The organism is Butyrivibrio sp. INlla16 (genome assembly GCF_900104155.1).
Lineage (GTDB): Bacteria > Bacillota > Clostridia > Lachnospirales > Lachnospiraceae > Butyrivibrio.
The window spans coordinates 1-22,217 of record NZ_FMYB01000003.1; the positions used below are offsets into that span (position 1 = coordinate 1).

15 protein-coding genes and 1 pseudogene are annotated in these 22,217 nt (G+C 41.8%); 1 reads left to right on the plus strand and 15 read right to left on the minus strand.

What is annotated here, in order from left to right:
• Positions 1-303: 303 nt before the first annotated feature.
• The 4 genes from BLR42_RS01970 to BLR42_RS01985 all read right to left on the minus strand — a co-directional run bounded on the left by BLR42_RS01970 (position 304) and on the right by BLR42_RS01985 (position 7,621).
• Complete coding sequence (locus tag BLR42_RS01970) at positions 304-690, minus strand: hypothetical protein (protein WP_091866192.1); 387 nt, start codon at positions 688-690, stop codon at positions 304-306.
• The gene (locus tag BLR42_RS01975; protein ID WP_170832603.1) at positions 687-1,703 is read right to left on the minus strand and encodes a hypothetical protein; all 1,017 of its coding nucleotides are present in this window, start codon (positions 1,701-1,703) and stop codon (positions 687-689) included. Before BLR42_RS01975 ends, BLR42_RS01970 begins: the two co-directional genes overlap by 4 nt.
• A gap of 393 nt (positions 1,704-2,096) precedes the next feature.
• Positions 2,097-5,390, minus strand: a complete 3,294-nt coding sequence (locus BLR42_RS01980) for a hypothetical protein (RefSeq protein ID WP_091866196.1) — start codon at positions 5,388-5,390, stop codon at positions 2,097-2,099.
• Positions 5,391-5,488: 98 nt separating this feature from the next.
• Positions 5,489-7,621 (minus strand): efflux RND transporter permease subunit, encoded by a 2,133-nt coding sequence (locus tag BLR42_RS01985; RefSeq protein WP_091866198.1) that lies wholly within the window; start codon positions 7,619-7,621, stop codon positions 5,489-5,491.
• Between the two features lie 167 nt (positions 7,622-7,788).
• On the opposite strand from BLR42_RS01985, the gene BLR42_RS01990 reads away from it, so the two are divergent.
• Positions 7,789-8,391, plus strand: a complete 603-nt coding sequence (locus tag BLR42_RS01990) for a TetR/AcrR family transcriptional regulator (protein WP_091866200.1) — start codon at positions 7,789-7,791, stop codon at positions 8,389-8,391.
• Between the two features lie 145 nt (positions 8,392-8,536).
• Here the strand turns inward: BLR42_RS01990 and BLR42_RS23780 are convergent, their stop codons facing one another.
• The 11 genes and pseudogenes from BLR42_RS23780 to BLR42_RS02040 form a co-directional block, all read right to left on the minus strand.
• Entirely contained in the window at positions 8,537-9,142 is a 606-nt protein-coding gene (locus BLR42_RS23780) for an MATE family efflux transporter (protein WP_278289110.1), read from the minus strand.
• A gap of 57 nt (positions 9,143-9,199) precedes the next feature.
• A pseudogene (locus tag BLR42_RS23785) lies at positions 9,200-9,496 on the minus strand (polysaccharide biosynthesis C-terminal domain-containing protein); the annotation flags it as partial.
• A 124-nt stretch (positions 9,497-9,620) separates the two neighbouring features.
• The gene (locus tag BLR42_RS22585; protein ID WP_170832604.1) at positions 9,621-10,229 is read right to left on the minus strand and encodes a hypothetical protein; all 609 of its coding nucleotides are present in this window, start codon (positions 10,227-10,229) and stop codon (positions 9,621-9,623) included.
• Positions 10,230-10,289: 60 nt separating this feature from the next.
• Positions 10,290-11,471 carry an acetyl-CoA C-acetyltransferase gene (locus BLR42_RS02005; RefSeq protein ID WP_022760903.1) on the minus strand — a complete coding sequence of 394 codons (1,182 nt, stop codon included), beginning with the start codon at positions 11,469-11,471 and terminating at the stop codon, positions 10,290-10,292.
• Between the two features lie 160 nt (positions 11,472-11,631).
• Positions 11,632-12,765, minus strand: coding sequence for a hypothetical protein (locus tag BLR42_RS02010; RefSeq protein ID WP_091866205.1), 1,134 nt, complete (start codon positions 12,763-12,765; stop codon positions 11,632-11,634).
• Between the two features lie 111 nt (positions 12,766-12,876).
• Positions 12,877-14,025: a hypothetical protein gene (locus tag BLR42_RS02015; protein ID WP_091866207.1), complete on the minus strand. Its 1,149-nt coding sequence runs from the start codon at positions 14,023-14,025 to the stop codon at positions 12,877-12,879.
• Between the two features lie 161 nt (positions 14,026-14,186).
• The gene (locus BLR42_RS02020) at positions 14,187-16,328 is read right to left on the minus strand and encodes an RNA polymerase sigma factor (protein WP_091866209.1); all 2,142 of its coding nucleotides are present in this window, start codon (positions 16,326-16,328) and stop codon (positions 14,187-14,189) included.
• Positions 16,325-17,389: a hypothetical protein gene (locus tag BLR42_RS02025; protein WP_139165086.1), complete on the minus strand. Its 1,065-nt coding sequence runs from the start codon at positions 17,387-17,389 to the stop codon at positions 16,325-16,327. The genes BLR42_RS02020 and BLR42_RS02025 overlap by 4 nt, the downstream gene beginning before the upstream one ends.
• A gap of 162 nt (positions 17,390-17,551) precedes the next feature.
• Complete coding sequence (locus BLR42_RS02030) at positions 17,552-19,858, minus strand: glycogen/starch/alpha-glucan phosphorylase (protein ID WP_170832605.1); 2,307 nt, start codon at positions 19,856-19,858, stop codon at positions 17,552-17,554.
• Positions 19,859-20,114: 256 nt separating this feature from the next.
• On the minus strand, positions 20,115-21,104 hold the full coding sequence (locus BLR42_RS02035) for a LacI family DNA-binding transcriptional regulator (protein WP_022760897.1): 990 nt from the start codon (positions 21,102-21,104) through the stop codon (positions 20,115-20,117).
• Positions 21,105-21,107: 3 nt separating this feature from the next.
• Complete coding sequence (locus tag BLR42_RS02040) at positions 21,108-22,190, minus strand: SGNH/GDSL hydrolase family protein (RefSeq protein WP_091866213.1); 1,083 nt, start codon at positions 22,188-22,190, stop codon at positions 21,108-21,110.
• Positions 22,191-22,217 lie beyond the last annotated feature (27 nt).

The window sequence follows — 22,217 nt, forward strand, 5'->3', positions numbered from 1 at the left end:
GGGACTGTTTTGTCTCAGGATCATAATGAGATGTAGACTCGTAAACGGCAATCATTCCAGTCTTTTTGTTTGTGTACTTCACTATCGACATCTTTCATCCAACCTCCTTAACTGTACTTGGTACTATTTATTATATATCATACCAATATTTATGTCAATACGTGTATTGGTATTATTTAGTTATATAGTACCATTATTTTCCACAAACTTTCAATCAGAAATTAGTGCAAAATGCAGAGAGGCCGTAACCCCAGACATAATCTGAGTTTACGACCTCTTGCATCAATCAGCACTTATATATTTTTAGTCAATCATTAGACCGTGAATAGTAACAGTCGCATATGTAACCCCGTCTCTGTAATTAATCTTTTTAAGTTTAAGGGTCCCTGCATATTTTACGCCACCGTTCTTTTTTGTATAATAATATGTCTTATCCGGAGTCGCCTTTCCATCTATCTTCACTTCCAATGTGACCGGAATCCCATCATTTTTTGATTTATCTAAATTAAAAGTGTCACCAGGAGTAGAAACCTCTCTTATACTGATTATGAAATATGAAGATTCTTTAATACTCTCATTCATGTTATTGGGAACGGAAGCACTTACAATTCGAGCATCCGTTTTTGATAAAAGCAAAAAAACAAATGTGAAAATAACAATAAACCTTCTTACAATTATATTTTTCATCATATTTCGTTACTCCTTCCACCATATATACGTTCGTCATTATAGTCTCGTAAAACAAGTATCATTTCAATCCCCACCAATAAAATCATTCCTTTCACTATATTTAAATGGCCTACAAATATAATGTTAACTTGTGATGCAAAAACACAAATTACCATAGCGATAACTATAGTCAATGCATTGATAGCACTTGTCCATCTTTTTCTATCCTTGTGTGATGAGACACTGACTTCAATATAGCTCAAAAAAATCAGCACCAGCCAAAGGCAAGAAAGCATGGTATCAATAACAAATCTTCCTAAATTGTGAAGCTTTTCCTTATAGATAGACTCAGCTTTTATAAATCCATTTATCCCTGCTATTTCAGACAAATAGCTATCAATATTCTCTTTATCATTGTCATCATATTGAAAATAAAGAACTCTTGACGCTTCACCCAGAATATAACTAGGGTGAAAATTATTGGTATATATTACAGAAACAGGATCCACTATACTATTATTTTCTTCATTCCTTATAATATCAGTAAATGTATAAAATGCCTGCCCATTCTTGATTGGAATAATATTCACAAAAGCCTGCTCTTCTTTTGGATCCCATATATTATTGATACTTTTTTTATATACTCTCTCATATATTTGAAATCTATTAAAATTTAAATAATCTGTAAATTGCCTAATCAATTCATTTTCCTTTTGCATATATTTCTCAGGAACAAGAATATTTAGCACATTCTCATCATAGTCAATCATCTTTTCAACAGATTCACCGTTGACTGTTATAATTGGATTAAACTTCAGATAATTAGGAGTTATTGTAATGTGAGTCTCTTGTCCATTTTCAGAATATATTCCATTTAATTCAGAATCACATCCAAGCAAATCACATATGTGAATAGAATCCGCATCCATCAAAAAGCCATTGTTTTGCTTTGCTAATTTGTTATATGTTATATTCGCGAAATTCTGAATCTCTACCTCTTTCTCTATGCTACAATCTTGTCCCATATAATTCATTACTACTCTATATATATTTGACATATTCTTGCATTTATGTATTTTATTATTACAATCAAGCAGGAAGATATAACAATATTCCTCCTGCTTGATTATTTGAAAGTTTTTTATCACATGTGACATTCTTACCATATATTTCTCAAATGCCAAAAGTCAATTGAATGATATGCAATTAACGTTTTTTAGTCATTGCATATTGTGCAATGACTCTATAAAAGCGACAAATACGACTCTCCCAATGGATTTTACTCTGAACTAATTACTTCCAAAAATCAAAAAACGCCCCAGTATATATGTTCAGATCCAACCGATTCTTGCGTTCTTTGCAATGAGGTTGGAAATGAATATATATACTGGGGCGTATTATTTCAGTCAATTGCCAAGTGATATGGGTTAGTCCGCCTTTACGGGTGCGGTACGAATGATGAACTGTACTGTGCTGGGTTCATCCTCGTTTGCGCCTGAGAAGGAAGTGTAACTCTGAGAAGCTTCATCAACTGCTCTGAGTCTGTCTTTTACTGAAAGAAGATCCTCATCAACTGTGCTTGTGAGCTTCTGGATACCATCCTCGTCAAACTCAACCATACCGTCTGCAAGCTTTCTTGCGCCGTCGTTAAGTTCTACAGCACCATCATTGAGTTCGCCTGCTCCGTCTCTGAGCTTGCCTGCTCCATCGTTGAGCTCGCCTACACCGTCATCAAGTTTTACAGTTCCGTCGTAGAGCTTACCTGCTCCGTCATCAAGCTTCTTTGCTCCATCGTCGAGCTTACCCACACCGTCATCAAGCTTTACAACACCATCATTAAGCTTGCCTGCACCATCATCAAGTTTGCCTACTCCGTCTCTGAGCTTGCCTGCTCCGTCATTAAGGCTTGAAGCACCGTTTGCAAGCTTTGTTCCGCCATCCTTAAGTGACTTACTGTTATCATTAAGCTTCTTAGCGCCATCTGCAAGCTGCTTTGAACCATCCTTAAGTGAAACAAGTCCCTGACCAAGAGTTGTTCCGCCTGCATCAAGTTTCTTCATTCCATCGTAGAGGCTGTTAGCACCAACTGCCAGCTGTGAAGCGCCTGCCTGAATGTCCTTAAGACCCTGAGTTGTATCTGTACCATAGAGCTTCTCCATAGCAGTGATGGAAGACTCTATTGTTTTATATGCAGCTCCGATAGTCATAATAGCTTCGGCACCTGTTGATGTAGTTGTACTGGTTGCTGTTGCCACTTGACTAAGGGCCTGTAAATATATCATACGCTTTTGCTCATCAGTTGATTCCGTATTAGCCGCCTGTCCATCTGCCTTATCCAAAATATCATTAAAATTCTTAAGCATCTGTGCATTTGACTCTTGAGAACCCGCGCTCATAGCAACTGCTGCACCGGCCTTAAGCTGCTGAATCTTTGTAGCATCAAAGCCTGTTACTGCGTAAATTGCCGCAAGTCCTGCTTCATCAGCATATTGATCAACTTCACCTGTATATACTTCCTGGCTCTCTTCTGTATTCTCAGAGCTTCCAAGGTTTACTGATTCCTCTGCTTGTGCCTCTGTATTTCCGGCATTTTCTGAAGTTTCAGCTGTCTCTGTATTCTGAGCCTCCTCACTTGTCTGCTCAGTTTGCTCAGTGTTCTCATGATTTGAATTCTCTTCAGGAGTTACCTGAGTATTCTCTGCATTTTCAGTGTTCTCAGTATTCTCATTTGAACCGCTTTCTTCAGTAGCTCCCTCATTCTCCTGAGGTGTTTCTTCGCTCTTGCCCTCAGTATCAGAAGCTTTTTCCTTCTTCTCTGACTTATCACTATTTGAATCATCCTGTGACTGACTCTGATCTGAAGAGCTGTTCTCCTGATTATTCAGAATTTCCTGAAGCGCCTTCTCTGCTGCTTCCGCTCTCTTAGTAGCTTCCTCTGCCTTCTGTTCTGCTTCCTCTGCTCTCTTTTCAGACTCTTCTGCCTTCTTTTCAGATTCCTGAGCCTTCTGCTCAGCATCTTTTGCCTTCTTAACTTCGGCTGATATTTCATCAGCATAAGTATCAGCTATTCTGTCAGTAAGTTCCTTAACAACATTCTTGGCTGCTGAATTATCTGAAGGTGCAGCTGCATTGCGCGCATTGACAGAACCGTCCTTCTGAGCTATATAAACAAGTTCCTGTCCAAACTCTGCCTCGAATGCACTCTTCGCAAGCTTAAGTACGTCAAGCTGCTGTTTTACTCCATCCGCAGCAGTATTTATACCTGTACTAAGCTGTGCTGCGCCATCTGCAACGCTCTTAGCACCATCCTTGGCAGAAGTGATTCCGCCTGTGAGTGTTGTAGCACCGTCCTTAAGCTGACCGATACCGGTATCAAGGCTTGTAGCACCTGAAGAAATCTGACCCACAGCATCTGTATATGTTCCGATTCCTGTGCTAAGTGTCGTTGCACCATCTGAAAGAGACTTACTTCCCTTTGCAAGCTCGCCTGCGCCACTCTTAAGCTGGCCTGTACCGTCCTTAAGTTCGCCGGTTCCGTTTCTGAGTTCACCGGTTCCGTTCTTAAGCTCACCTGTTCCGCTCGCAAGCTGGCTTGTTCCATCCTTAAGCTCGCCTGCACCGTTCTTAAGTTCGCCGGTTCCGTCCTTAAGCTCTTTTGTTCCGTCAGCAAGCTCCACAGTTCCGTCGTAAAGCTCTGATGTTCCGTCCTCAAACTTCTGTGTTCCGTCTGCAAGCTCACCCGTTCCGTCCCTAAGCTCTGTAGATGCATCGGAAAGTTTGTCCATATCGCCGTTTAAGTCGTCGAGTTTATCTGAATTGTAAATCTTATCAAGTCCGAGGTCTGATACTACGTTTGCGCTTGCCATTGATACTGTCATGGGAAGCTCAAAATCCTGAACGTCTGCAGTGATCTCTACGAAATCGGGGATATCAACCTCATCCTCGTCAATATCGTTCTCTTTTAATTTTTCATCATCAATCTTGAGTGACTCCTTGAGTCCGGGCATTGCAACACCGACTACAACGTAGTTGTTGGCATCGGAGATTACCTTACCGTTTGAAACCTTGACGTTGGCAAACTTCGCGTTATCAAGCATTGTTCCGGAGATCATTGTGAAAGGAACATCGATGTCCTCTTTCTGTCCATCAATCTCAACTTCCTTCTTAAGTGAGTTTGTATAGTCAAAGCGGATTCTTACTCTTCCGCTCTTGCCTGCGATGTCCTCGGCCTTCATCTGCTTTCCGTCAAGTTCGTAGGTAACCTTTACGCCGACCGGAACTTCCTGTGTGGGTGTTCCCTGATAGTAGATGTCCTGTCCTTCGGCATCCCAGGTAACAGTTCCGTCGCCGTTGTCCTTGAAGGACTCATCGCCCTTAACATTTACGATGTCCTTCAGGTTTGTTGTATCTGTAAGTGACTTGTCGCCGTTTGCGTTCTTTAACCAGTTGCTTACCACAACTTCATCAACTGTACCATCGGCATCAGTCATAACATATACAGTCTCTTCTTTTCCGCTCTCAGAATTCTCTTTATTTCCGGTAAAAGCTGCTTGTGTCATTGTCTCCACAAGCTCTTCGGCTTCGGGGCTCTCCTCGGTAATATCCTGAACCTGTACTGTATCTTCTGCTTTTTTACCAAGTCCGCAGCCTGTCATTGTACCGAATGCAAGTGCAAACGCTGTTAAAACTGATGTAGCTTTAAGTAAATTTCTCTTATACATTCCAATTCCTCTTTTCCTTTTCTCGTCAGATATATAACCTTTTTCTCTGACTAAGTGTTTGCGAAAACTCTATTTCAAATTGATGTTTTATTACTGTTTCAACCAAGTCCTACCTGATCAAGGACTGCAACGTCTTTATTTTTCTTTCTGTCTGCATCTCTTTTAATGCAATCATGCATACCCCATGTAGTTCTAATGATAAGTCCATCGAATATCATGTACATGGAAGGCAGAACCAGAATAACTACTGCCATACTGATCAACGCGCCTCTTGCCATAAGGAAGCAAAGCGATCCGATCATGTCGACGCTGGATACGAGTCCTACGCCGAAGGTTGCTGCAAAGAAGCTTAGCGCACTTACGATAACCGACTTCATACTTGTTGAAAGCGCGATTCGCGTAGCCTGCTTCTTGCTCTGGCCATCTTTTCTCTCCTTACAATAACGAGTTGTCATAAGGATTGCATAGTCAACAGTTGCACCGAGCTGAATTGTTCCGATAACAACCGATGATATGAAAGGTATTACGGTTCCCGTAAATCCGGGGATACCCATGTTGATGAAAATAGCAAACTCTATAACTGCAACCAGTATAAAAGGAAGAGATATAGATTTCATTACAAATGCAATGATAAGGAATACACAGCCAATAGAAACAATGCTGACTGTCTTAAAATCTTTATCGGTAATCGTGATCAAATCCTTAGTACAAGGTGCCTCACCGACAACCATTGCTGTAGGACTGTACTTTTTCACAATTTCGTTTACCTTATCAATCTGAGCGTTAACTTCATCGGATGCTGTTTTATACTGGCTTGTAACCATTAGCATCTGATACTCATCACTTGAAAGCTCATCCTTAAGCTCAGTGGGAATCATGTCCCTGGGAAGAAGCGGTCCCATCAGTGATTCAAGTCCGAGTACTCCATCAACTCCATCAACACTCTTAAGTTCATTCACCATGCCCTGCATTGTAGCCGTGTCAAGGTTTGCATCCGCAAGGATCATATAGGTTGTATTTGTTTCAAAATTCTTTTCAAGCTCTATCATCGCCTGTCTGCTCGAAAGCTTAACGGGCAGTGTCTCTGACAGATCGTAGTAAACAGCTGCGTGTCTGTATCCCCAGATTGCCGGAGGAAGGAGACACAGGAAAAGCACTCCGAATATGATGGCATGCTTGGATATCCATCTGGGTGTTTTTACAAATTCCTGAACAACCGGTTTATGTTTGGTCTTCTCTATTATTTTATCAAATATCAGAATCATTGAGGGAAGAACTGTTACGCAGGCAATAACGCCAAAGATAACACCCTTCGCCATGACGATTCCAAGGTCAAGGCCGATTGTGAAGCTCATGAAGCAAAGTGCCACGAAACCTGCGATGGTTGTAATTGATGAACCAAGCACCGACTGGAACGTTGCGGTGATAGCGTTTGCCATTGCTTCCTTTTTATCATCTATACCCTTTTCAAGCTCCTCCTGGTAACTGTGCCACAGGAAAATTGAATAATCCAGTGTAACACCGAGCTGAAGAACCGCACTGAGCGATTTTGTAAGGAATGAAATCTGTCCCAGGAATATGTTTGTTCCCATGTTGAACATGATTGCAATTCCGATACTCATAAGGAAGAAGAAAGGTATAAGGTAGGAATCCATTGTCAGTGAAAGAACAATTACAGCAAGAAGTACTGCCATTCCTACATATATAGGTGTTTCTTTTTCCGTAAGATTCTTGGTATCAAGAACGATTGCCGCCATTCCCGAAAGGAAGCATTTTTCATTGGCTATCTTCCTGATCTCTGTTATGGCCTCCATCGTGCCGTCGCTCGAGGTCGTATCATCAAAGATGATAAACATCAGCTGTGTGTCTCCGGTTCCGAGTGCCTCGGTTACCTTATCCGGGAGCATCTCCTTCGGAATGGAATAGTCCATGAAGGTGTCATACCAGATTACCTTCTTTACATGATTAACTGTCTCAATATTCGCCTTCAACTCGGCTATGTCTTTATCAGCCATACCCTCAACTACGAAAAGCGAATACGCTCCGGTTCCGAACTGATCCATGAGGATGTCCTGACCTTTCATGGTCTCAATCTCCCCTGGCAGATATGAGAGGATATCGTAATTAACTCTCGTGGCTGCCATTCCCGCAAGGCACGGAATCATCAGTGCGATGCTGGCAATCAGTATTATGAATCTGGATTTTACAATTGCCTTAGAAAAAAATTTCATAACCATTTCCTCACAAAAATATTTTATGACCACTGGTCATTTTTTACACTTTATGTTATACTCCAAAAATGACCGATGGTCAATATTTATTTTTAAGATGTAAAAAGCGAGGAAAACCCGTAGGGTTTTCTCGAGCCTTTTCTCAATTAATATGTTAGGATAAAGCTATGGGAAAATGGGATGAAAACAAAAAACTGAAACTTGATTCTCTCTTAAACACCTCCTTTGAGTTGTTCACTTCGCAGGGAATCAATCAGACGTCAATTTCCGACATTGTTAAGAAGGCCGGAGTTGCGAAGGGAACCTTTTATCTGTATTTCAAAGACAAATATGATATAAGGAACCGTTTGATTGCGCGTAAATCAAATCAGCTCTTTGGTGTCGCTTACGAAGAACTTCTAAAGGAAGAACTTCATTCGGTTGAGGATAAAATTATTTTTATGATGAAGCATATCCTCATTGAGCTTTCAAATAATCACATGCTCCTATCCCTTATCTATAAGGATCTCAGCTGGGCTCTGTTTAAGGAGGCCATGACCACGAACATTGATGACTCCGAGACTGACTTCCTGAGGATAATCACCGAGATGTTTGAGGAATCCGAGGTGAAATATCGAAATCCCGAGCTCATGATGTTTCTGATAGTCGAGATGGTCAGCTCCGCAGGCTACAGTTCTATTATCTACAAGCAGCCACAGCCACTTGATGAACTGATGCCCGAACTCGAATACGCTGTTCGCGGCATTATGAAAACCTATGAAATAAAGTAAATTGCAAATATCCTTTAATCGAAATAACCCGCGTTGGCAAGACGCGGGTTTTTCAGGTAGGAGATTTCTTATGACTATGTATGTCATTTAGTTAGCTTTTGCTAACACGGTTATATTAGCACAGACTAACAATCATTGCAAGTACTTATTTTTTTAAATGAAGCTCATAGTAATAGGCCGCAATAAGAATAAGATTCGCAAAAATCCAGGCGGTTATCTCACCATAATAGATGCCGCGGCAGCCAATAAAGCCCGTGATCACCACAGCACAGAACACTCGCATAATCAGCTGACCAAAACTTGAGATCATCGGAACAAATGAATTCCCGCCCCCCTGAAGCGCAGCTCGTATTATGTAGAGCGTATATAAAAGCGGATAAAAAATCCCAAGAACCAGAAGGTAATCTCGTCCGTATTTAAATACATCCGGTGAAACGGACGACGAATCGACAAACAGTCCCATCGCACTCTGCCCAAAGGCTATCATTATAAATGAACATACTAGCGCAGTGCCTATGCCTATTATGAGGCTGGCCCTTACTCCGGAATGAATTCTGTCAATTTTTCTTGCACCAAAATTCTGCGAAACATAGGCTACAACAGCCACTGCGTAGGATGAAGCAGCTATCTCCAAAAGAGCATAGATTTTTCCTGCAATTGTATAACCCGTAAGAAAAGTTATGTCAAAGTGGTTTACATTACTGATGACAATTAGGCCGCCGATTGCCGTGATCCCGCTCTGCAACGCCATTGGAAGTCCGACAACTATAAGCCTTCTCACCACATCGCTGCTAATATACTCATTATTGTCACGGGCAATATCATCATCGGCTTTCTTTTCATGCAGCATCCCATAGACGTTATATCCGCAAACAATCATCACTAGAGCTTCTGAAAGAATAGTACCAAGGGCCGCACCTGCAATTCCCATATTAAACACGCATATAAAAAGAAGGTCCAGCACGATATTGCAAATAGATGAAATAGTCAAGGCCGCCAACGGGATTCTGCTGTTACCGCGGCTTCTTAATGTTGCGGCAAAGAACTGATAAAATACCAGAAACGGAACACCTGCAAAAATCACGCTTACATAAGTCTTTGCATAATCGAACGCCTCTGTCTTTGTTCATACCGTTCCCTCTGATTACTTTTTTATTTCATAGGAATTACCTATACAATAAATAGCTTTGGTATCCATAAAGTGCATGGATACCAAAGTCTCTTAGTTCTTATCTTCCCAGGTTGCCAAAAAAAGCATCTCCCGAGTCACCATGTTTATTGCCGCCCCGGCCGTCTCCTCCAAAGTCGTCGTCTGAGCCGTATTCATCATCCGGATAATCATCGTCTTCGTCATCCTCATCCGGATAGTTATCTTCGGAATCATCCTCGAAGTCTTCCTCATCATAGTCTTCGTCGGATTCATCCTCTTCATCATACTCATCTTCGTCTTCCTCGTCATCATCGTCTTCTTCGAAGTCGTACTCATCATCTTCGGCTTCCTCGAAGTCGCCGTCGTACTCCATGTCGTAGTACCCCTCTTCTTCAAGACGTTCTCTGACATCGCGGTCGAAATCAAGCTCGTAGTCATTCGGATTAAGTCCAACATCCTCAAGCATCTCACGGCGCTCATCTTCTTCCGCGCGAAGGAATTCCTCAAAATCAAGTCCCGCATTGCAGACAGCTTCTACAAGTTCAGCGTCCACGTATACTGTGAAGTCCGCATCATTGCCGTCGAAGTCGTCATCCACATAGGGGAGATTTTCAGGGAAAAGAGAAAACATTTTTCCGTTTTCATCAAAGTCTAAAGGGCCGAAGCCTTTACCAAGGTTTACGTTCATATAACCCTCATCCGTCAGCTAAAGCTGACACCTTCCCCCTTAGGGGGAAGGCATAATATCTTAGTCTCGTTCAACGATTGCCGCAGCTCCCATTCCGCCGCCTACGCAAAGAGTAGCGAGTCCCTTCTTGGCGTCGCGTCTCTGCATCTCATAGAGAAGTGTTACAAGAATACGGCAGCCTGAGCATCCTACCGGGTGTCCAAGGGCGATAGCGCCGCCGTTTACATTGAGCTTGTTAAGGTCAAAACCGAGATCCTTACCAACTGCAACTGACTGAGCAGCGAATGCCTCGTTAGCCTCGATAAGATCAAAGTCAGAAATCTGATAGCCAGCCTTAGCCATTGTCTTCTTGGTTGCAGCAACAGGACCGATACCCATAATGCGGGGCTCAACGCCTGCAAGCTCACCGGCAATCCATGTAGCCATGGGCTTGATTCCGAGCTCCTTAGCCTTCTCTTCACTCATAACAACGATAGCTGCTGCGCCGTCGTTGATACCTGAAGAGTTAGCTGCTGTTACCATTCCATCAGGTTTGAAAGCGGGACGAAGCTTAGAGATGCTCTCCTTTGTTACGCCTGCTCTGGGGCCTTCATCCTTAGCAAACATAACAGTTTCCTTCTTAACCTTTACAGGAACGGGAACGATCTCCTCATCAAATACACCATTAGCCTGTGCCTTCTCGCACTTCTGCTGAGAATTTGCAGCAAACTCGTCGAGCTCTTCTCTTGTAAGTCCCCACTGCTCACAGATGTTCTCAGCTGTGATACCCATGTGGAAGCCTCCGAACGCATCTGTAAGTGCATCCTTGATCATTGTATCGATGAGCTCACCGTTGTTCATACGGTAACCAAATCTTGCATTCTGAAGTGCATAAGGTGCACGAGACATACTCTCTGTACCACCTGCTACGATAATATCTGCATCTCCCATAGAGATAAGCTTTGCTGCAAGGTTTACACAGTGAAGACCTGATCCGCAAAGTACGTTAATTGTAGTTGCAGGAACCTCAACCGGTATTCCTGCATTAACTGCTGCCTGACGTGCTACGTTCTGGCCTGTACCTGCCTGAATTACGCAGCCCATATATACTTCATCTACCTGCTCAGGCTTTACACCTGAACGCTTCAATGCTTCCTTAATTACGATTGTTCCAAGATCCGGAGCCGGAATGTCCTTAAGGGCACCCCCCATAACACCTATTGCTGTTCTACAAGCTCCTGCCAAAACTACTTTTCGTGCCATGCCTTTCTTTCCTCCTTATAATGAAAATTGTTTTATTTTTTCCGGAATTCGTGATGATAATTCCGGATGAATTACAAAACGAAATACAATAATATTATATCAAAAGCTCCATGATTAGTAAAAATCCGGGAAACCCAAAAGCTTCCCGGATTCTGAATGATTATTTTATTTTTACACTCTTTGCGTCTGACCAGTCTGAATAGTATTTGACATTATTATGCTCGATATAAGTTCTGACTCTAAAGTAATATTTCTTATGTCTCTTAAGCTTGTTTATTTTTATCTTTCTTTTATTATTTCCGGCAATTTGCGTCTTTGCAATTTCGAAAGATTTTGTTTTTACATTCTTCGTAAAATTCTTGTTAGTCGAGAACTGGATTTCGTAACCATTAACACCTGTAACGTCCTTAATGGTTATCTCTGCCTTTTTCTTACCGGGAGATTTTACCTTGGTTACTTTTCCGTTTTCAATTTTGGCATTGTTTAATGAGAAGGTATATTTTACCTGATTGCCCTCGATTTTTAAGTAATATGTACCCGGTGCTAAATAGATATCGCTGGATGCCGGTGATCCTGCACACGCTTTTCCCAGATGTTGTTTCTCAAACAGGTCTTGATTATATAAAGTTGCGTCCGCATAATTGTATCCGGAAACGACCTCGCTTTCAGCCACAGCCGTATAATGATACTTACCTTCCTGGGTGATGTTCACCCTATACCAATCCTCTGCGTCAGTGGCTGTAAAAGAATCCGTCACAGAAGTGTTCAGAGTATATTCCTTTGGATTGTCGTAGCTATCCTTCCCATTTTCTGATACGCCATAGCTCTCAAAAACTGTTTTTAATCTATAGCTCTGTTTTTGGCTTCTATTACGGGGACTTTCACTTGATACTCTGATGTAATATGTGCCTGCTGAAAGAGCCTTGGAATCCGTTCCTGTCCAGGCTGAATCATCTACATTCATCTGACCTGTAGTCATTACTCTATATGACGTATCAGAGCTATTAAAAACATCTAAACCTATATGGCTTGTGTTTTTTAACATAAGACCAATCTTGAATATACCATCTGATGGTAATGTAACTTTATAGAAATCCTGGCTGGCAACACCTATTTCATTCCATCCGGTCCACTCCATATTTGCCGGCAATTCTACAGTTGTATCAAAAGTGCTTCCGCCCGCAGCTTCGGCAACAATTTTAGTTTCCGGATTAAAGGCACCGATTGGACTAACTGCCATAGTTAATGCCAAAAGCACTCCCCCAAATTTCTTTAGCAATTTTTCTTTTTTCATCCTCTTTTCCCTCTTTTCTTCGAAATGTCATACAACTTTACAAGTATACCACAAAATATGAAAAAAATCCGAGAACCTTAAAGATTCCCGGATTTTGAATGTTTATTACATTTATTTTATTTTTGTATGCTTTACGTTTGACCAGTCTGAGTAAAATCTTGACTTGTTTGATTCTACATAGCCTCTGATTCTAAAATAGTATTTCTTATGTCTCTTAAGCTTGCCAATGGTGATTTTTCTGTAACCGTTTCCAATGCTCTCAGCCTTATCATTCTCAAAAGATTTTGATTTTACATTTTTTTTGAAATTCTTGTCAGTTGAGTACTGAATCTGATAGCCATTAGCATCTTTTGCTTCCTTGAAGGTAACCTCTACCTTTTTCTTCTTGGGTGACTTTACTTTTGTTATTTTACTCTTTTTGATTGTAGAGCCCTTTACAGAAAAAGAATATTTTGTGTTTTTGCCTTCAAGCTTTATGTAATACACTACTGGAGTAAGATAAGCATCTCCTGTTTTAATCTCCTGAGTATATCCTCCATTTCTTTCAAGCGAAAGCTTTTCTTCTGTCAAATCAGAATTCATTATTTTAGCATTACAGGTTATTGATCCACCTTCAAAACCATAACTGGTAATGCTAAAAATATACTTTCCTTCTTTATCTACATTAAATCTGTACCAATCCATGTTCTCTGTCCAAGTAAATGCATCTGTAGCTACAGTATTGATTGTATATTCCTTAGGATTATCATAGCTGTCTTCGACACTTTCAGATGTTCCGTAACTATTAAAACCGGTCTTTATCTTATAGTTCTGATAACCATTACCCTTATCTTTATTTCTGACACCTTTTCCAGTAACTTCAATGTAGTAAGTTCCCGCTGACAAAACACGTTTATCGGATTCTGTAACAGGAGCATCTTCTTCTGTCCCGAAAATAGTTTGTACATGACACAAGATATCAGTGTTCTTCTCTTTACGAAGAAATGCGTTCACGCCATAACAATTCTTAAATGCAGCACTTAATGTAAGCTCCCCATCTTCAGCCAAAACCACTTTGTAGAAGTATGTTCCTCCATCAACAAGTGGTGTCCATGCTGTCCATTCTGAATTAGGCGTTAGCACAGTTGCCGTATCCTGTGTCTCACCGGCTGCCTTAACTGTAAGCTTTGTCTCAGGAGCAAATGTGCTAAAAGATGCAACTGACATAAACATTGCAAGAAGCAGAGCTCCTGTCCTTTTTAATAATCCATTTTTCTTCATCTTCGTTTCCCTCTCCTTATCTTATTTTTGTTGTTCTATCTATAAGTACCGGCGGGTTTTGATTTGGTTTTATATTTTTGAAAAAATATAAAAAAAAATATTATTGCACCAAAAAGCAGCTGTAGCCTAAGCTACAACTGCCTCTTTTAACTATGCTTAATTTATTTTGCGCTTTCAATTACAGACTTAATCGCACCGGCTGAGGTGTCTGAATAAAACGTGAGTAGTGTAGCATCCGTTGGTTGATACAGGGTTTTAATATCGGAATCACCATTTGGATAGTCTATCCATTCAACTTCGCCTTCGTATATCTGATTTGTGGTATTACTTTTACCATCATAATCATATACGAATTCATATCCCATGTGCACCGAAGATCCGTAGAAGCCATCATGTGAATTCTTTCCCCAGTAATCACCAACATGAGCTCCCAGAGTTTCTCCCATTTTAATCCAATCGGATTTAGCATCCACCCAGGTGTAAATGTTCATCATGTAATCAGCCTCACAGGTTCCCTGTTGGACTATAAACTCCGGAATACCATCAGCCGTAACATCATACACAAAGTAAAGTGGATAATAGCTATCAACTATTCCTTCCGCCTGTTTTTGCTTTATAAGCTCAGCTGCCTTTTTCGCCATAAGCTCCGAATTCATTGATACTTTAGAACTGCTTACTTTCCATTTCGAATAGTCAAAGGTGCTGCAATCCTTAATGATAAGTCCCCCGAAAATATCCGGATTACCACCCTTTACAGCTGTTGCGGTGAAGGGAAACAAACTGGGTGCTGACCCGGGTTCATCATCCAGTGATTTCCAACTGTATTGTCCGGTCAACGTATATGTTCCGTCTCCATTATTTTTTATATCAAGTCCCTCATAGGCATAATAGTCCATTGCCAATTCGCCTTCTCCGAGCAGATTGTCAGAGTCCACAGTGACACCATTATCATCAAAATCATAATCCCCGGGAATTTCAATTCCAAGGGCCTTATAGAAATCCTTTACAAAAGGAACATCCAGTTTATCATCCTTTTTCCAAGGGAAGGCCTTTTTTCCTTCAGGGTTATTCCATAATGTATATACAGCATACAATCTTGCACAAAATACAAAGTTCCCTGCGTCCAGCCAATCTTGAGAATAAAAGCCGATGGCATCAACAATCTGAATTTTCTCATCTTCTGTAAGGGTTACATCATCAGATGTATTATCCGGGCTTTCATCATTGTTTCCATCATTGTTTTCTCCACTTCCTGATGGTATTGTGCCATCTTGATTTTGCGCATCCTGGGATTGTTCTTCAGAATCCCCCTGATTAACCGCTTCCGCTAACCCTTCCAGATCCTCATCACTCGCATCCGCTAATTTCTCTGTTTTTGCAGCATTCTGATTCACCACATAATAAGTCGCTCCGGCACCTGCGCCCGCTCCGGCCAGAATCGCGCCGGCAATTATCAGAGCTTTCACGCCTATCGATATTCCGGCACCTGTGGCAGCAGTCCCTGCTGCGCCTGCAACTGCAACACCTGTAGCAGCCATATTTGCTGACATTCCTGCTCCTGCGTTTCCAAGTGCGATAGCTCCGGGTGTAAGTCCGACATGCGCACAGCTTCCCGCATAGATGCCCTCTGCAGCCTTTGCGGAGAGCTTCGTATTCTCTGACATAAGCCTGATAGCATAGTACAAAGTAGGAAGTGCAACAACGTGAAGTCTGATACCGTCTCGCTTTTCTGTTCCCTCAACCTTATCCTTGAGGAATTTGCGCGCATAGTTCAGGCGGCTCTTAACCGTTCCCTCCGAGCAATCCTGCATCTGCGCAATTTCTCCGACTGAAAAACCATCAAAATAATAAGCGATAACCGCAGCTTTCTGAACCTCCGGAAGCTCATCGATGAACTCCTGAATTATCCTGCTTGTTTCCTTCTGATCTGCCGACAGCTCAGGCAGTGACGCAAGGTCGTTACTCTCAAGTGTCTCGAAGATATCATTTCCTTCCTCATCGCCATTTAGAAACACATCTTTTTTCTTGCGAAAGATTTTCATTCCCTGATTATGGCAGATTCCGTCCAACCATCCGAAAAGAGACTCCACATTCTGCAGGCTCTTTATGTTTTTGTAGGCCTCAATATAAACAATCTGCGTCAGATCCTGCGCATCAGCCTCATCCTTCATGTATGCCTTTGCACGGAAATAAACGTGATTGTAGGTTGCTGAATATACCGCATTGAAGCCCTCTTCTTTTCCCGCCGCCATATCCTCAATGGCTCTTATAAGCTTTTCATCCATTCTACATTTTGTTGTCATTTCTTTAATTTCCCCCCTACTTTTTTGCTCCACTTGGAATAAACTTTCTGCCTTCCAACATTTTTATAAGTACGTATGCGCACATAGAATTTCTTACCATATTTTATGTGCTTAAATTTCTTGGCCATGGCATTCGGTTTATCTATAAAAATCGAACCCACCTTGTTTCTGAATTTCTTGTTAGTGCTGAACTGAATTTCATAGCCATCGATTACGGATTTCACTTTTTTCCATTTGAGCTTTAGTGTCGATTTTCCGGTGATGACATCGTTTAGCTTTGTCTTTTTCATATAGGGATCGACAGGTACCGTCCCCTTGGGCTCTGTTCCCGTATAAAGTCCGGGTTCAAGCTGTCCGTTTTCGAAAAGAGCATTAAGCGTAGAGGTTTTGTATTTCGAATAAACGTCGTTAGGAACAGTGTGTCCCCACTGGATTCTCTTATAAGTCTGCGTCGTAAGTCCGCGTGATGAGTAGAGCTGGGTTACAGTCTGCGAACCCGATGCATTCTTGGTATCAATTCCGCTTGTTGCCGTGAATTTGCCTGCAGCAGCTTCATCAGTCCAGAATTCAAAGCCGCATGCATAGAAGAGGTAATCCGACTTATCAATCGATGCCGTTTTTCCCCAAAAGTGCAGCACGCAGTTCTTCATCTCATCCGCAGTAAGGTCTACCTTCGCATAGCTGTCAGTATAGGTTATGCTGTTACATTTTTTAGACTTGGAATTTTTCCACGGAAGAGTATAAACTCGAATTCCACTGGGATATGGCTGTGAGTCGATGACAATCCATTTTCTTTTGGAAAGCGAATACGCAAAGAGTTTTATTTTACCCAGATAAACCGTGAACTTCTCAGGAAGTGTCTCCCCGCTTGTCAGATAAACCGCCCCCATTGAGAGCACTCTCTTTGATTCAGGGGATGAAGTATCACTAAGAATGTGTCCGTAATATCTATTCGCCTTGATCATGTAATCACTCATCGATTCGGAGCGAAGCGTCATGGAATCATAAACAGGATCGGAGCCCTCTGCGTAAGACGTGATGGGCGCCATCAATAAAATCATGGCCGCCATCAATATTGAAAGTGAACGAGTAATAATACTTTTAGCAATACTTTTTTTAAAAACCCAAATTCCTCCTAATCATATGTTCCCCTGCACATTGCTCTATTTTATCACATTTTCCCTAAAAAAATCCCGCCTCAAGCTTTTGAGGCGGGGTGATTATTAAAGTTTCCAGATGTCTCTGTTATACTCTTCAATTGTTCTGTCTGATGAGAAGAAGCCGGCCTTTGCAATGTTGGTAAGCATCATTCTCTTCCACTTATCACGGTTCTCGTAGTCTGCGAAAATCAAATCCTTTTCACGGATATAATCCTCGAGATCGATAAGAGTCATGAACCAGTCCTTCTTAAGGAGCTCATCCTGGAGACGCTTCAAGTTCTCCTTGTGGCCCACTGCAAGGCACTGCTTGGATGTGATGAAGTCAACTGCTTCCTTGATGACCTTGCTCTTCTTGTAGTAATCCTTGGAAACGTAGTCTGCCTTCTTGTAATGAGTGATAACTTCATCTGCACTGATACCGAAGATGTAAATGTTATCATCACCTACGAGATTGTGGATTTCTACGTTTGCACCGTCATCAGTTCCAAGAGTAACTGCACCGTTAAGCATGAACTTCATGTTACCTGTTCCTGAAGCTTCCTTACTTGCAAGTGAGATCTGCTCGGATACATCACAAGCGGGGATAAGCTTCTCAGCATAGCTTACGTTATAGTTCTCTACCATAACAACCTTCATGTAATCCTTTACATCGGGATCATTGTTAACGATCTCCTGAAGGCAGAGAAGCAGGTGAATAATATCCTGCGCAATTACATAAGCGGGAGCAGCCTTCGCACCAAAAATAAATGTGATGGGACGCGCGGGCTTCTTGCCGCCCTTGATCTCCAGATACTTGTGGATGATGTAAAGGGCATTCATCTGCTGACGCTTGTACTCATGAAGTCTCTTAACCTGAATGTCGAAGATGGAGTTAGGATCAACCTCAACGTTCTCCTTCTTCTTAAGGTAAGCAGCAAGTTTTTCCTTCTTCTGGTGCTTGATGGCATCAAGCTTATCCAGAGTCTCCTGATCATCGATGAACTTAAGGAGATCCTCAAGCTTATCAGCATCCTTCTTGAATCCGTCACCGATCTTATCAGAGATGAACTCAGTAAGAGGATGGTTACAGGACATAAGCCATCTTCTGAAGGTTACGCCGTTTGTCTTGTTATTGAACTTCTCAGGATAAAGCTTGTAAAAATCGTTAAGCTCTGAGTTTTTCAGAATCTCAGTGTGGATGGCAGCAACACCATTTACAGAGAAACCGTAGTGGATGTCAATAAATGCCATGTGTACCTTCTTATCCTTGTCAATGATCTGAACTGCAGGATCCTTAACCTTAGCGCGGATTCTCTTATCAAGCTCCTTTATATAAGGAACGAGCTGCGGAACAGCCTTCTCAATATACTTAAGAGGCCATGTCTCAAGTGCCTCTGCGAGGATTGTATGGTTTGTATAAGCGCAGGTCTTAGATACAACATCGATGGCATCATCCATTGAAAATGCCTTATCCTCAACAAGAATTCTGATAAGTTCGGGAATAATCATTGTGGGGTGCGTATCGTTGATCTGGATAACTGCATGCTTATTGAGCTCGCGAAGGTCATACTGATGCTCCTTCTGCTCCTTCAGGATGAGCTGAGCTGCATTACTTACAAGGAAGTACTCCTGATAAATTCTAAGGAGGTTACCTGCCTCATCAGAATCATCGGGATAGAGGAAAAGTGTGAGATTCTTCTCGATCTCTTCCTTATCAAAAGTGATGCCCTTCTTTACAAGGCTCTCGTCAACTGTCTCAACATCAAAAAGTCTAAGTTTGTTAACACCTGTGTCATAGCCGACAACATTCATATTGTAGAGTCTTGAAACCACTTTCTTTTTACCAAAAGCAACCTCGAATGTAGTGTCTGTCTTCTCAAGCCAGGATTCATTCTCAATCCACGCATCCTTCTCTGCAGTCTGAAGGTTGTCCTTGAACACCTGCTTAAAGAGACCATAGTGGTAGTTAAGGCCGATACCCTCTCCTGAAAGTCCCAGGGTTGCAATTGAATCAAGGAAACATGCTGCAAGTCTTCCGAGACCGCCGTTACCAAGTGAAGGCTCGGGCTCGCACTCCTCGATGGCTGCAAGGCTCTTGCCGTTCTTTTCAAGAATCTCGCTTACCTTATCATAGATTCTGAGGTTGATAAGGTTATTTGAAAGGAGCTTTCCGATAAGGAACTCCATTGAAATATAATATATCTTCTTCTCGCCGCCTGTAATCTGCGCTACATCCATAAGACGATTTGAGTACTCAAGAAGAACAACATAGGTCTCCTTATCGCTCAAATCTTTAAGGCTCTTGCCGAACTTCTCGTTCGCAATGCCGCTAAGTGACTCCTCCATATTGGTTACTAAAACATCCTGCTGTAAATTACTGTGCTGACTCATAATTCCTCCTTTCGCCTTTTTGGAGAAAACGTTTTCTCCAAAACTGAATATATCATATCATGTGAAAACGTTTTCCGCAATATTAATTTTTTCGAAATTTTTTGACTGTTGTATTCTTTGAATAACAGAACCTATTGCAGACTCGGAATCAATGATTCCTCGTTGTAGGGCTACCGCCCTATGAAGAAAATAAAAATGATCAAGCTTTGTGCAAGCACAGCCTGATCATTTTTATTTTCTTCGCACTGCAATAAGTTTAACAGATGATGTCCTCATACTTAAGTCGAACCAGTGTATGAGGGAGGCGGACCTTCCTGCCGGCGGAGCCGTTGAGGAGGCGGTTCAATTCGCAGACTGCCTCGGCTGAAACATTGTTGAAATTCTGCTTAACCGTATTCATCTGCTTACCAACGTACCCCATCAGAATGATACCGTCGAAACCGCAGACCGGTCTGAAAATATCCATATCGATAAGGGCTTTCATCGCACCAATTGCCATCAAGTCGGAACCGCATACAACCACATCCCTGTTCTTTGCATACTTAAGAGTAAGATTTCGCGCCTTTAATTCGGAGAAGTCGCCATTGCGGATGAAAAGCTTAAGCTTCTTCTTTTTCGCAAGATCCTCCATTGCTCTTATCTTCTCATCAGTTACAAAGCTGTTTCTCATACCGGCGATGTAGAGAATCTTCTTACACTTATTCTCGCGTATAGTCTTCTCAGCTACATCATACTGAGCCTGATAATGATCAACGCCCACAACTGATGTGTTTTCATTTATATTGGCGCCGTCCACCACAACTATCTTGAATTTCTGTGAATCAACCAGCTGATGAAGAACCTTATCATCGTTGTTCATTCCGAAAATGACTATTCCGCTGATACTCTGAGACGCAAAGTATCTAATCATCTCCTCTAAATTCATCTCAGCAATAACAGAATAGAACACAGTTATGACATCGAGCTTTTTCTCCTGAGCCATGGCGAGAGCACCTGAGATATACTGCATATCTATCTCATCTATCGCCTGCGTCTTCATGTTTAACTTCAAAAGAAGCGCTATCCTTCCCGATCTCTTCGAGGACAGCGCAGCCGCAACCTGGTTAGGGACGAAGTTTAAATGGTCAACTGCCTCCATAACCTTCTTCTGAGTTGATTCACTTATGTTCGGATAATGATTTAAAACCTTAGAAACTGTTGAAATGGCAACTCCCGCTTCTCTTGCCACATCCTTAATGGATACCATGTATCATGCTTCCTTCTGCGCTGCAACCTGATTCATATAGTATGTATACAGCGTCTTATAAGTATCTGAATTATAATGAAGGCCATCACCTGATGAAAATCCCTTATTCTGGAGATATGAATATCCGTCAAGCCATCCGATTCTGCTGTCAAGCCCGCTTTTCATCTCACTGTTGAATTCTTCGATATCCGAATTGGTGATAGTGGGATAATCACTTACAGGAGTAACCGCCGCGTAGTAAACAGTGGCACCTGCAGCTATCCATGAATCTACCTTCTTATTTATAAGTTTAATATATTTTTCGGCATTGTAAAGGTCATTTACGCCATAGTTGATGATAATTGTGCTTCCGCTTCCTGCCTCAGCATCGATCTTCGGAACCGCTTCATTAGAGAAAAATGAGAAGCCCTCACCCACCTTGGCAATCCATTCGTAGTCATCCTTATCAACGGCCTGACTCATCTGAACTGTTCTGGAATCGCCGGCAAAAATGTACTCGGTACCCGGCTCCTCTTCCTGAAGATAATCCATCTTGATATATCCGACTTCATCATCATGCTTTACCTGATACCATCCGTTATCGGTCTCTCCGAGAACTTCTACCTTTGAATCTCTGGAAATTGTATCCAGTCTGTCAAACATTATGCCCGCACCTGATCTGATATTGACACGATCATTTGAATAGTAATTCTTTACATTTTCATAAACGGTTATCGCATAGTCGGTTACCATATAATCGATATCCGATTCGTCTGTCTCCTCAGATTCTGCCTTTGGAGTTTCTGTCTCCTCAATCTCTTTTCCTGTAATACCTTCCTTCACAATAGTCTGGGTATCGGCTGCCTTGGCATTGAGAGCGGTGAATATTCCCACGGTCAGGGAACTGCTATCTGCAGCGCTTGCCGTATTATCGGCCGGCACGTGGATAGTCTCCTGTTTAGTTTCGATAGCACTCTTCTCATCAATGGCCTTCGCACCAAATTGAACAAGAAGTACTATTATAAGAAGTATGGAAGCGGCAAACACGATTCGTGCTGCCGGGATAAATTTCCTGACGTTTTTGTTCCTGTTACCTGTTCTTTTCATAAAAATACTGTTAAACTCCTTGAAATT

Coding starts and splice junctions, on each gene's coding strand:
- BLR42_RS01975 (WP_170832603.1), bottom strand. CDS start 1,703: ATGAATTATATGGGACAAGATTGTAGCATAGAGAAAGAGGTAGAGATT.
- BLR42_RS02015 (WP_091866207.1), bottom strand. CDS start 14,025: ATGAAGAAAAATGGATTATTAAAAAGGACAGGAGCTCTGCTTCTTGCA.
- BLR42_RS02035 (WP_022760897.1), bottom strand. CDS start 21,104: ATGGTATCCATTAAGGATGTGGCAAGAGAAGCGGGAGTTGCCATTTCA.
- BLR42_RS02025 (WP_139165086.1), bottom strand. CDS start 17,389: ATGATTTTATTGATGGCGCCCATCACGTCTTACGCAGAGGGCTCCGAT.
- BLR42_RS23780 (WP_278289110.1), bottom strand. CDS start 9,142: ATGGCGTTGCAGAGCGGGATCACGGCAATCGGCGGCCTAATTGTCATC.
- BLR42_RS22585 (WP_170832604.1), bottom strand. CDS start 10,229: ATGAACGTAAACCTTGGTAAAGGCTTCGGCCCTTTAGACTTTGATGAA.
- BLR42_RS01985 (WP_091866198.1), bottom strand. CDS start 7,621: ATGAAATTTTTTTCTAAGGCAATTGTAAAATCCAGATTCATAATACTG.
- BLR42_RS01980 (WP_091866196.1), bottom strand. CDS start 5,390: ATGTATAAGAGAAATTTACTTAAAGCTACATCAGTTTTAACAGCGTTT.
- BLR42_RS02040 (WP_091866213.1), bottom strand. CDS start 22,190: ATGAAAAGAACAGGTAACAGGAACAAAAACGTCAGGAAATTTATCCCG.
- BLR42_RS01990 (WP_091866200.1), top strand. CDS start 7,789: ATGGGAAAATGGGATGAAAACAAAAAACTGAAACTTGATTCTCTCTTA.
- BLR42_RS02030 (WP_170832605.1), bottom strand. CDS start 19,858: ATGAGTCAGCACAGTAATTTACAGCAGGATGTTTTAGTAACCAATATG.
- BLR42_RS02020 (WP_091866209.1), bottom strand. CDS start 16,328: ATGACAACAAAATGTAGAATGGATGAAAAGCTTATAAGAGCCATTGAG.
- BLR42_RS01970 (WP_091866192.1), bottom strand. CDS start 690: ATGATGAAAAATATAATTGTAAGAAGGTTTATTGTTATTTTCACATTT.
- BLR42_RS02005 (WP_022760903.1), bottom strand. CDS start 11,471: ATGGCACGAAAAGTAGTTTTGGCAGGAGCTTGTAGAACAGCAATAGGT.
- BLR42_RS02010 (WP_091866205.1), bottom strand. CDS start 12,765: ATGAAAAAAGAAAAATTGCTAAAGAAATTTGGGGGAGTGCTTTTGGCA.